This window comes from Janthinobacterium sp. ROICE36 (genome assembly GCF_002869965.1).
Taxonomy (GTDB): Bacteria; Pseudomonadota; Gammaproteobacteria; order Burkholderiales; family Burkholderiaceae_D; genus Janthinobacterium.
On record NZ_PEBS01000113.1, the window covers coordinates 1 to 10784 of the forward strand.

9 protein-coding genes are annotated in these 10784 nt (G+C 61.3%); 3 read left to right on the forward strand and 6 right to left on the reverse strand.

Features of this window, described 5'->3' with window-relative positions; all coding sequences use genetic code 11:
* Positions 1-489 precede the first annotated feature (489 nt).
* Positions 490-1416 (forward strand): tRNA glutamyl-Q(34) synthetase GluQRS, encoded by a 927-nt coding sequence (gluQRS, locus tag CSZ94_RS25765; RefSeq protein WP_102124123.1) that lies wholly within the window; start codon positions 490-492, stop codon positions 1414-1416.
* Positions 1417-1492: 76 nt separating this feature from the next.
* On the opposite strand, the gene CSZ94_RS25770 is transcribed toward gluQRS, so the two are convergent.
* Together CSZ94_RS25770 and CSZ94_RS28190 are read right to left on the reverse strand one after the other, a co-directional pair.
* On the reverse strand, positions 1493-3724 hold the full coding sequence (locus CSZ94_RS25770; RefSeq protein WP_102124124.1) for a TonB-dependent receptor: 2232 nt from the start codon (positions 3722-3724) through the stop codon (positions 1493-1495).
* A 308-nt stretch (positions 3725-4032) separates the two neighbouring features.
* The gene (locus tag CSZ94_RS28190) at positions 4033-4242 is read right to left on the reverse strand and encodes a hypothetical protein (RefSeq protein ID WP_180977631.1); all 210 of its coding nucleotides are present in this window, start codon (positions 4240-4242) and stop codon (positions 4033-4035) included.
* Between CSZ94_RS28190 and CSZ94_RS25775 the strand changes: the two genes are divergently transcribed.
* Both CSZ94_RS25775 and bla read left to right on the forward strand, forming a co-directional pair.
* Complete coding sequence (locus CSZ94_RS25775; RefSeq protein WP_258001211.1) at positions 4241-6916, forward strand: hybrid sensor histidine kinase/response regulator; 2676 nt, start codon at positions 4241-4243, stop codon at positions 6914-6916. The two genes, CSZ94_RS28190 and CSZ94_RS25775, sit on opposite strands and share 2 nt — an antisense overlap.
* Positions 6909-7802: a class A beta-lactamase gene (gene bla / locus CSZ94_RS25780; protein ID WP_102124126.1), complete on the forward strand. Its 894-nt coding sequence runs from the start codon at positions 6909-6911 to the stop codon at positions 7800-7802. The genes CSZ94_RS25775 and bla overlap by 8 nt, the downstream gene beginning before the upstream one ends.
* On the opposite strand, the gene CSZ94_RS25785 is transcribed toward bla, so the two are convergent.
* From CSZ94_RS25785 to CSZ94_RS25800, 4 genes are all read right to left on the reverse strand, one after another.
* Positions 7803-8237, reverse strand: coding sequence for a DUF695 domain-containing protein (locus CSZ94_RS25785; protein WP_096234129.1), 435 nt, complete (start codon positions 8235-8237; stop codon positions 7803-7805).
* A gap of 39 nt (positions 8238-8276) precedes the next feature.
* A complete protein-coding gene (locus CSZ94_RS25790) occupies positions 8277-8924 on the reverse strand; it encodes a hypothetical protein (RefSeq protein ID WP_146009904.1) in 648 nt (215 codons plus the stop codon).
* Between the two features lie 100 nt (positions 8925-9024).
* Positions 9025-9291 carry a PAAR domain-containing protein gene (locus tag CSZ94_RS25795; protein WP_102124127.1) on the reverse strand — a complete coding sequence of 89 codons (267 nt, stop codon included), beginning with the start codon at positions 9289-9291 and terminating at the stop codon, positions 9025-9027.
* A 13-nt stretch (positions 9292-9304) separates the two neighbouring features.
* Positions 9305-10669 (reverse strand): type VI lipase adapter Tla3 domain-containing protein, encoded by a 1365-nt coding sequence (locus tag CSZ94_RS25800; RefSeq protein WP_146009905.1) that lies wholly within the window; start codon positions 10667-10669, stop codon positions 9305-9307.
* Positions 10670-10784: the final 115 nt, after the last annotated feature.

A 10784-nucleotide genomic window follows, 5' to 3' on the forward strand; every position in this document is an offset into this window, starting at 1 on the left:
ATCCTCGGGCTTCTGGTAGTTGGCCAGCAAGCTGTCGGCCAGTTTGAGCAGTTCCGGGTCGGGCTTGGCCCGCTTGTTACGCTTTACAACGGTCATTGTTTCTCCTTGGTGGCGGCAGTGTCCTGCCGAATGACCGTTTACACAAAATTATTTACACCCTCGAAATTACTTGACCACAGCACGTGTCCTTCTCCTCGTGTGAGAGGATCGAAAGATCGGGAGCCGGTGGTGTCTTTGCCATGCCAGCATCATGAACTTGTCCGCGACTGTTTACAACCTTTTTATTGCTGCCATAGCTGCTGAACAGTCACGAAGAAATTTCATATGTTGAAGATAACGTTACGCATTTAATTATTAATTAGGAAATTCCGAGAACGGTCCAGGATTTGACTTGCCCATCGCCCTGCACGATACTTGCCGCTGTCGCCAAAGCTCCCCACCCTGAGCAATAAACCATCAGCGCCTGTCACCACTGCCTACACTCACAGCATGCCGTCTCCGAACTTCCCCCCTCCCTACATCGGCCGCTTCGCCCCCTCTCCCTCCGGTCCCCTGCACCTGGGCTCTCTCGTTGCCGCCATGGCCAGTTATCTCGATGCGAAGGTGCATCGCGGCACGTGGCTGCTGCGTATCGAGGACCTGGACTATGACCGCAATGTCGAGGGCGCCGATATGGCGATTCTGGCTACCCTGCAGCGCTGCGGCATGGCGTGGGATGGCGAGGCGACGTGGCAGAGTCGCAGGCTGGCGCTGTACGAGGCGGCGCTGAAGCGCTTGCAGGACGATGGCCTCGTGTATGCGTGCGGCTGTTCGCGCAAGGAAATCCACGATTCGGTGCTGCAGGCGGGTGTCCCCACGGGCGGGGCCGCCGTGTATCCGCGCACCTGCCGTCATGGCTTGGCGCCGGGAAAGGCGGCGCGGGCCTTGCGGTTGCGCGTGCCGGAGGGGCCGCAAGCCGTGTATGGCTTTGCCGACCGCTGGCATGGTCCGCAGCGGCAGGACCTGGCCGGCGAGGTGGGCGACTTCATCGTGTTGCGCGGCGATGGCTACTGGGCGTACCAGCTGGCCGTGGTGGTCGACGATGGCGCGCAGGGCATCACGCAGGTGGTGCGCGGGGCGGACTTGCTTGACTCCACGCCACGCCAGCTGTATCTGCAGGATGTGCTGGGCTTGCCGCATCCGGGCTTTCTGCACGTGCCCGTCGTCAACAATGCCAGCGGCGAGAAACTGTCGAAGCAGACGGGCGCCCTCGCCTTCGATACGGGCATCCATGCCGCCGAACTGCTGACGTCTGCGCTGCAGCCAGCTGCCCGCTTCCTCGGTCTCGACGTGCGCGCCCACAGTGTGGATGAATTTTGGCGCCACGCCGTTCCCGCCTGGGCGCAGCGGCTGGCGCAACTTCCCCAGCGGGCATAAAAAAACCCGCCACGGCGCAAACCTGGCGGGTTGAAGCAGGCGCTGGCCGCAAGACCCGGCGCCTGGTATCAGGCAATTAGAAGTTGCCTTTAAATTGCACACCAAATTGACGTGGCTCATTGATGAAGCCCGTGCGGTTGTTGAAGTCGATGGCGCCCGTGATACGCTGGGTGTCGGTGATGTTGCGGCCAAAAGCGGCCACTTCATACTTGCCGGCATCCCAGGTGTAGCCCACGCGCAAGCCGCCTTCGACCATCGGCTTGCCGGTGAACTCGGTTGCCTCATACAGGAAGAAATTGATCTTGCTGCGGTAAGCCCAGTCCGTAAAGACGAAGAATTCGCCGTTTTCCATCGGCATCGAATAGCGGCCCGTGGCGGTGACCGTCCACTTCGGCGCTTGCGGCAATGGATTGCCGTCGATGATGGCACGGTTGCCCGTGGTCAGCGGATCGGTCACGGTGCAACGCGTTTGGGCGCAGGTGGCGATCGACAGGCTCGGGTCCTTGATTTCCGTGAAGTTGTAGCTGCCGCCCAGGGACATCTTCAAGCTAGGCGTCACAAAACCTTCCAGTTCCAGTTCGGCGCCACGGCCATTCGTCTTGGCGGCATTGATCAGGCGCGTGATGTTCGACGTACCTCCCACCACCGTCAACTGCTGGTTTTTCACCTGGTAGTCATACACGCTGAACGCGACGCGGGCGCGGCGGTTGAACAGGTCAGCCTTGATGCCCGCTTCGTACGAGGTAATGGTTTCCGCATCGGCCACGGTGACAGGGACGCTGGTGCTGGCCGGGGCAATACTTGGCGCGCGGAAACCAGTGGCGATACGGCCGTAGAAGTTCACGTCCTTATTGTATTTATACGTGCCGCTCAGGTCCCAGTTGACCTTGGCCTTGCTGACATCGGCGCTGGTCGGGTTGACCTGCACGATGTTGGTCGCTTGCACCGTGTTGAAATCCTTCTTGTCCTTGGTGTAGCGCAAGCCGGCACGCAGCATGAAGTCATCGTTGACGGCATAGTTGACGGAACCGAACGTGGCCCAGGCAGAGTTCTTCTGGCGGCTGGCCAGGTGCGTGCTCAGCACATGCGTGTTGGTATCGAAGTTGTCGGTAAAACCGTTGGCATCTTCATTGAAGTAGTACACGCCAGCCTGCCAATTGAGCGGACCGGCATTCTTCGATTCGGCGCGGAATTCTTGCGAGTATTGTTTCACGCTGCTGATACCGCCAGCCGTTTCAACCTGGAAAGGAATGAAGCCGGGGCCCGTCGGCGTGCCGCCGTCGATGTCGCCATGCGACACGTAATTGCCGACCTGTTCAAAGCCGGTGATCGAGTACAGCTTGACGCCGTCCAGGTCCCAGCTCAGGCGGGCGCTGGCGCCATTGGTGCGCAGGCGCTGGAAATTCGGCGCATTCGTGAACGACTTGTTCGGGTCGAAGCCGTCAACGATATCGTTCGTGCCTTGCTTGATCAGGTTGGCGTAGAAGATGCGCGCGCTGCCCGTCGTATTGCGCTGGTGCACATTGAACAGGGCGTTGAACATGGTGTTCGGTGCGTACAGCAGTTGCACGCGTTCGGCGTGTTCATTGTAGCCATCCAACGCGTTTTTCTGGCCCGTAAAGGTGTTGTCGACATAATCGTCGCGGTGCTGGCGCAGGGTCGAGAAGCGCAGCGCCCATTCTTTGCTCAGCGGCACGTTGACGGCGCCATCGACATTGCTGGTGTTATGCGTGGCGGTGGAAACGTTGTAATAGCCTTCAACCTTGTCCAGGTTCGGCTTGACGGATTCGAACTTGACCACGCCGGCAGGCGTATTGCGGCCGAACAAGGTGCCTTGCGGGCCGCGCAGCACTTCCACGCCAGCCACGTCGAAAATCGGATAGCCCTTGAGGATGGGGTTTTCTTGCACGACATCGTCGTAAATCAGGGAAACAGGTTGCGATGCAAAGATGTTGAAGTCGGTATTGCCGTAACCGCGGATGTAGAAGCGGGGGAAAGTGCGGCCATTCGACGATTCCACGTTCAGGCTCGGCACTTTGCCGGCCAGCACGCGGATATCTTGACCGCCGGACACCAGTACATCGAGCTTCTCGTCGCGCAACAGCGACACGGAGACGGGCACGTCGCGGATATTTTCCTTGCGGCGCTGTGCCGTGACGGTCACGGTTTCCAGCTGGCTGGCGGCAGGGGCCGTATCAGCAGCGACTTCATCAGCATAAGCCGTACCGATAGGCAAGGCAGCGGACAGGGCCAGCATTGCGGCGCTTTTGGCGCACAAACGCTTGTGCATCTTTGACATCTTGATCATGTGGTTTCCCAGAAGTTTAAAAAAAGAATTGCGAAATCTGTCTTTCTTGCAACCGGTCTCCGGGTTATATACGGCGCTGGACGATCGTTTGCACCATCACGGTGCAACAGCGCGAGCGAATGTTCCCCCGCTCTCGGCATCACTGGCTCTGCCCTGGCTGCCACGCAAGCGGACAGCGGTTGCGGCCGCATCTCTGGGATGTCTGATGAACACCAACTTTTGAGTAAGGCGCCAATTTAATTCAAGCGGCTTGTGCGCGGCAAGAATATTGTTATGTAAAATATTCATTCACCAACATTCAAGGCTGACTAGTGGTTATTCAGCCACAATATGGACATGGGCTGGCTGTTTTTCCCATTTTCCGGCTCTGGCGCCACCATTTCAACAAGGCGGCAAAAATGCGCCTGGAAGACAGGCCCGGGCCGGTATTTGACTGTAATATCACCGTACTTGACCTTGCCGTGCTGCCACATTCCAGTGCAGCGGCGGCGCGCCGCACCATTACTGACCTTATCCATGCCAGAACCGAGCCTGCAAAGCCAAGACTTGCCCACTTCCCCCGCCGCCGCCCAGGCCGCACATTTACTGCTGGGCGCCCATTGCGACATCGTCTGGAGCACGAAAACCTTCGGCCAGTTCGATAGCGACCAGCCCTCCTGGCGCGCCTTCACGGGCCAGACCGAAGCCGAACTGCTGGGCCGCGGCTGGCTCAATGCACTGCATCCGGACGACCGCAACTTGCCTTATGTCATGCCATCGCATCTGACGAGCGTGTTCGAAGCGGAATACCGGCTGCGCCACGTCAGCGGTGCCTACCGCAATATGCTCGTGCGCATGCTGCCTGTGCTGGCACCCGAGGGCAGTATTCTTGAATGGCTGGGTTCGCATTGCGATGTGACGCAGCAAAGGCAGACGGAACAGCGGCTGCGCCTGGCCATGCAGGGCGGGCGCATGGGCACGTGGGAGATCGACCTGGGCAGCGGCAGCATGGCCTGCTCCGATGCCTTCAAGGCCAATCTGGGCCTGCCGCTTGCCAGCCACATCGGTTACGCGCAGTTGACGGGCGCCATGCTTGAAGGCGACCTGCAGCACTGGCAAACGGTGGTGCACGCGGCCATCGCCAGCGCCAGCGATTTCGAGATCGACATCCGTGTGCGCTGGCCCGACGGTTCGCTGCACTGGGTGCACATGCGCGGCAGCTGCACCAGCGACGGCGCCGGCAACGTGATCGCCCTGTCCGGCATTTCGCTCGACCTGACGGCCAGCAAGCAGAACGAGGAAACCCTGCGCCTGACCCTGGCGGCCGGCGAAGTGGCTACCTGGAACTGGGACATCGGGGCCGACCGGGTCACGGTAGACAGCAATATGGCGCGTTTGTTTCCCGTGAATGCTGGTGCGGCCGAGGCGGCGCCCCTGGCGCGCTATCTGGACATCATCCATCCCGATGACCGCGAGCAAGTCAGCGCGCAGTTAGGCCAGGCGCTGCACGCGCACGCGCCCTTCGAGGCCAGCTACCGCATGAGTGCCGGCGATGGCCAGTACCGCTCGGTCATCGCGCGGGGCCGCGCGGAATACGCAGCCGATGGCACGCCCTTGCAATTTCCAGGCGTCCTGCTCGACATCACGCGCCAGAAACAGGTGGAAGATGCGCTGCGCCGCAGCGAGGAACGCTACCGCACCCTGATCGACCTGATGGACCAGGGCTTTTGCGTCATCGAAATGCTGTACGACGAGCAAGGCCGTCCCATCGATTTCCGCTACCTGGAAGGCAACCCCGCCTTCGTCAAGCAGTCGGGGCTGGAAGATGCCATCGGCAAGACCATCCGCAGCTTCGTACCCGAGCACGACCAGCACTGGTTCGACCTGTACGACCAGGTGGTGAAAACCGGCGAGCCCGTGCGCTACGAAAACGAGGCCGTTGCCATGGCGCGCTGGTTCGAAGTCTTCGCCGCGCGCCTGGGCGGCCCCGGCAGCCGCCTACTGACGGTGCTGTTCAGCGACATCAGCGAGCGCAAGCGCTCGGAACAGCAATTACGCCAGTTGGCCGACAACCTGTCCGAGATGGACCGGCGCAAGACGGAATTCCTGGCCACCCTGGCGCACGAACTGCGCAACCCGCTAGCCCCCATCCGCAACGGCTTGCAAATCATGCACCTGGCCGCCGACAAGCCCGCCACCGTGGCGCGCGTGCGCGACGTGATGGAACGGCAAGTCAATCAGATGGTGCATCTGGTCAATGATTTGCTGGACGTAGCCCGCATTACGCGGGGCCAGATCGAACTCAAGCTGGAACGGGCAGACTTGAAAACCATCATCGCCAGCGCCGTGGAAACGAGCATGCCGCTGATCGAAGCGGGCCGCCACCAGTTGCAGGTGGTACTCGATGAACAGGCGCTGCCGCTTGAGGCCGACCCCACGCGGCTGGCGCAAGTGCTGGGCAACTTGCTCAACAATGCCGCCAAATACACGCCGGCCGGCGGCCATATCAGCTTGCGTGCCCTGCGCGACGGCAGCGAGGTGTTGATCGAGGTTAAGGACAGCGACGTGGGCATCCCCGCCGAATCGATCGCCACCGTCTTCGACATGTTTACCCAGGTGGGACAAAACATGGGCAGGGCTCAGGGCGGCCTGGGCATTGGCCTGTCGCTGGTGCGGCGCCTGGCCGAGTTGCATGGCGGTAGCACCACGGCGGCCAGTCCCGGCGTCGGCCTGGGCAGCACATTCAGCGTGCGCCTGCCCCTGCTGGCGACGGAGCCAGCCGCACCCGTCACTCCGGCCGCGCCCGCCAGCGCAGGCGGTGGCCCACGCTTCCGCGTGCTGGTGGTCGACGACAACGCCGATGCGGCCAATACCCTCGCCGCCGTGCTCGACATGATGGGTCATGCCACGCAAGTGGCCCACGACGGCGAGCAAGCCCTGGCCATGGCGCCGCAATTTTTGCCAGACGTTATCTTTCTCGACATCGGCTTGCCCGGCATGAACGGCTACGACGTGGCGCGCGCGCTGCGCCGGATACCGGCCGGCGCCCACGTCGTGCTCGTCGCCTTGACGGGTTGGGGCGCCGAAAACGACCGCAGCCAATCGAGCGCGGCCGGCTTCGACCACCATCTGACCAAACCGGCCAACCTGCTCGCCATCGGTGAACTGCTGGCCAGCCTTTCCACACCAACAACACCTACAGACCATGACTGAATCTCCAAACCACATCCGCCGCCACCTCCTGCTGGCCAGCGGCGCCGCCCTGCTGTTCCCGACACCGCTGCTGTTTGCCGCGCCCGCCACCAGCATCGCCGCCGCCCACACGCAACTGGCCGCGCTGGAACAAGCCGCAGGCGGACGCCTCGGTGTTGCCGCCTGGCGCCAGGGCAGCGAGCTGCGCGTTGCCTACCGCGCCGACGAACGCTTTCCCCTGGCCAGCACCTTCAAGGCCATGCTGGCGGCCGCCTTGCTGGCCCGCAGCGTCAGCCAACCGGGCTTGCTGGACCAGCACGTGCGTTACGAGAAAAAAGACCTGGTTGCCTATTCGCCCATCACGGAAAAGCATCTGGCCGACGGCATGAACGTGGCGGACCTGTGCGCCGCCATCCTGCAGTACAGCGACAATAGCGCGGCCAATTTCCTGATGACAATATTAGGCGGGCCGCAAGCCGTGACGGCGTTTGCGCGCAGCATCGGCAATACGGTATTCCAGCTGGAACGCTGGGAAACGGAACTCAATAGCGCCATCCCCGGCGAAGTGCGCGACACTGCCAGCCCTGCATCGATGGCGCACAGCTTGCAGCAATTGTTATTGGGAAATAGCTTGCCGGCCACGGAGCGCCAGCAACTGGACGCCTGGATGCGCGGCAACACGACGGGCGACAAACGCATCCGCGCCGGCGTGCCGGCCGGCTGGCAGGTAGCCGACAAGACGGGCTCGGGGGCCTACGGCAGCGTCAACGATATCGGCGTCGCCTACCCGGCCAGCGGCGCACCGCTGGTGATCGCCGTGTACTACACGCGCGAACAGAAAAACGCGGACACCAACCAGGCCATCATCACGGCCGCCACGCGCATCGTGACGGCCGCGTTGGTCTGATTATTTCGGTAAGGCCGCCATGAAACCCGCGTAAGTCGACCAGGCGGGGTCGGCCGCGCTGCGGATTTCAATCGGGAATTTCGGGCGCGATGCCAGCGCCGTGTTGAGGCGGTTGAAAAACTCTTCGCCCGACTGCGTGTAATAAATCCATTCGCGCAAGTTTTCACCGGTCGATACCAGCGCCAGGGTGGCGAAGCCGCCCTCTTCCACCACGGGCGCCAGCGCCGCTTCCAGCTCTTCCATGTGCTCGCGCTCGTTCGGCGCAGGCATGCCCGTTTCATCTTCATAACGCCAGGCGATGATGATGCGGTCCGGTTGCGACGACAGGTCCCAGTCGTCATGGAAGGTGTCGACATAGCGGTAGATGATGGCCATCTCGTCGCTATGCGTGACGATGGTGCCCCAGCTGCGGGCGGAAGTGGAATTTTCGTTCATGGTTGCAACAGTCAAAAAAATAAATCGAGGAGGCGCAGCTTACAGCACGGGCGGGCAAGTCACATTCCAGGCGTCATACTGGGCGCCGCTCTTGCGCAGCCAGACGCGGGCGTAGCTGTCGCGGTCGCTCTTGAACACCAGTGCATAACGCTCTTCGGCGCGCGGTGCGGCGGCGCCCACGTCGACGGCCGCCAGCGTAAACTTCAGCGCGCGCAGCGGCGCGCAGGCCGTGTTACCCGCCATCAATAATCGCGCCCGCTCCAGCAGCGGCTTCTGGTACAGCAACACGCCTTCCAGTTCCGCATCGGGGACGCGCTGCAGCATGCGCACGGGTTCAGCCACCGCGCGGCAGGTGCCACGGTCGAGCCAGGCGTAATACTCCATGCCCGCCTCCTGCCAGCGCGCCTGCTTGCCCTCGCCGTGCAGCACGAACTTGGTGCGCTGCGTGCGGCACAGCGCGCCATGGCCACGATACGGCGACGTTTCCACGCTGCCCACCACTTCGCTGCCACGTCCCCCCACCACCGGCACGCTCTCGAACACGGTGCGCGCAGCGGGCTCACCCGGATATTGCTGCGCATAAAATTCCAGCAAGGACGCACGCTGCTGCGCATCCACTGCCACCACCTCGGCGGCGCTGGCTGAGATGCACACGGCCGATACGGTAAAGAGCGCTACAGAGCGCATGAAATATCCTGGCATGGCATTCCTTCAATCGACGTTCAGGGGCGGGGATCGCCCAAGCGCAGATTATATAGTTACCAGGAAATACAGGGAGGAGCGGACGTCAGGACGTGCGGAAGTTGGCACCACCAGCGAGCAGCTTGGCGCCGCAGGTGGTGGTATCGCCTTCAAACGCGATGGCAATGCCGTTGATGCTATGCCGGGACGAGCCGCTGGCAATCTTGCAGCCCTGATGCCCCTTGATGGGGCAGCTGCACAAGTCCCCGACGCAGGCGACAGCAATCCCATTGACCGTGAAGTGCGTGGCGGCACAACTGAGCACCTTGCCGCCATGCGAAGTGGCGTCGCCCAAACGGATGACTTTGCGCATGCTGTCTCCCGAATTATTGTCCCGCCGAGCTTTCCAGGATGGCTTCCACCGATGGCGCCGCGTAGTTGGCCGGGTCGACGGCCGGCGTGACGCGGCTGCGGAAGATATCGCCGCTGGCATCCTGCTGCTGGCGTTTCGCATCCGATGGCGGCGTGATGAAGATGATGCTGGCCTCATTGCTGTCGCGTAAATTAATCGCCGCACTGGCGCCACCATCGCGATAGCTGCCCATCACGCCGATGGCCATCTGCATGAACCAGGTGGCTGCGCCCGTGTTGCCCAGGCGAAGATCAGTATTGATGAACTGCGCGCTCTTGCCGCTGTCGATTTCCGGTCCGCCTTGTGACGCATAGTCATGCAACAGGCCTTCGAGCATCAGCAACTGTTCCGGCTGATTTCCCGTGCCAGCCACGATGCGCGCCGGCCCCTTGCCACGCTCCGCTTCCGGCAAGGTCTGCAGCGCCTGCTGCCAGCCTGCATTGAATATCTTCTGGCGAGCGTCGCGCCGCGTGACGGGCTTGCCTTCCTCATCCGCGAACTTGACGAATACGGGTCGGTGCACGAAACCGAACGAGGGCAGGCGGTCAAATGTTTCCATCTGCTCCCGGTTCCACGGAATGGGAAACCACGGCGTCGGCTTCCAGTCACGCGGGGGGCGATTTTCCCAGGGATTGAGCTTGTCGAACGTATGCAAGCCCACGCCACGGATATCGGGCCGCTGGGCGAAAGCGGCAGCGGCGGTGAGCCATTCGGCGACGGTGGGTTGACGAGGGATGGGAGGAAAATCCGCTCCTAGTTCCTTATCTGGTTTCGCCAGAGATTCCATCAATTGATAATACATCGCTCTGAATTGCTCTTGTACGAACTTATTTCCGGGATCGTCCCATATCGCTGGCCGCAAAAAATCAACACGTTCGCGCCGTGCCAGCACAAATGCCACGGTGGTATCGGGCATATCGGGGATGTAATATCCATCCTGCAACATCTTTGTATCCCCTTTCGCGCGAATACCATCTCTCGTCCCCGCACTATCATCGGACATCAGAACCACATACGGTACGTCAGGATGGGTATCAAAAAACTCAAAGATGTTGAGCAGCAATTTATCAGGATGTTCAGCTAGACTCCAAGGCGCTATCGAAAACAAATGCCATGCCATGCCGGAAGTTCCCGCGCCGGCAATTAATCCAGCCATCGGCACTCCAGTTTCAGCCTGTTGCTTAGAATCGCGAATTGGTGGCCCAGCATAAAATGACGGCACTCCCCAGTACAGCGGCGTAAAGTTGATTCCGTTCTCCATCGCATCGTATGCACGCCCTCCGCTCACCCCATTTTTATCCAAAGCGCTCCACGCGTACTTGCTCTTTGCTGTGGTCAAGTAATTTCGGACACCGCGATAGGTTCGCGTGCTGTCATTTTTCGTTCATAGGCGGCGGGAGACAGATTGCCCAACGCTGAATTGATGCGCTTGCAGTTGTAAAAGCCGACGATGT

Coding starts and splice junctions, on each gene's coding strand:
- CSZ94_RS25775 (WP_258001211.1), top strand. CDS start 4,241: ATGCCAGAACCGAGCCTGCAAAGCCAAGACTTGCCCACTTCCCCCGCC.
- CSZ94_RS25770 (WP_102124124.1), bottom strand. CDS start 3,724: ATGATCAAGATGTCAAAGATGCACAAGCGTTTGTGCGCCAAAAGCGCC.
- CSZ94_RS25785 (WP_096234129.1), bottom strand. CDS start 8,237: ATGAACGAAAATTCCACTTCCGCCCGCAGCTGGGGCACCATCGTCACG.
- CSZ94_RS25790 (WP_146009904.1), bottom strand. CDS start 8,924: ATGCGCTCTGTAGCGCTCTTTACCGTATCGGCCGTGTGCATCTCAGCC.
- CSZ94_RS25795 (WP_102124127.1), bottom strand. CDS start 9,291: ATGCGCAAAGTCATCCGTTTGGGCGACGCCACTTCGCATGGCGGCAAG.
- gluQRS (WP_102124123.1), top strand. CDS start 490: ATGCCGTCTCCGAACTTCCCCCCTCCCTACATCGGCCGCTTCGCCCCC.
- bla (WP_102124126.1), top strand. CDS start 6,909: ATGACTGAATCTCCAAACCACATCCGCCGCCACCTCCTGCTGGCCAGC.
- CSZ94_RS28190 (WP_180977631.1), bottom strand. CDS start 4,242: ATGGATAAGGTCAGTAATGGTGCGGCGCGCCGCCGCTGCACTGGAATG.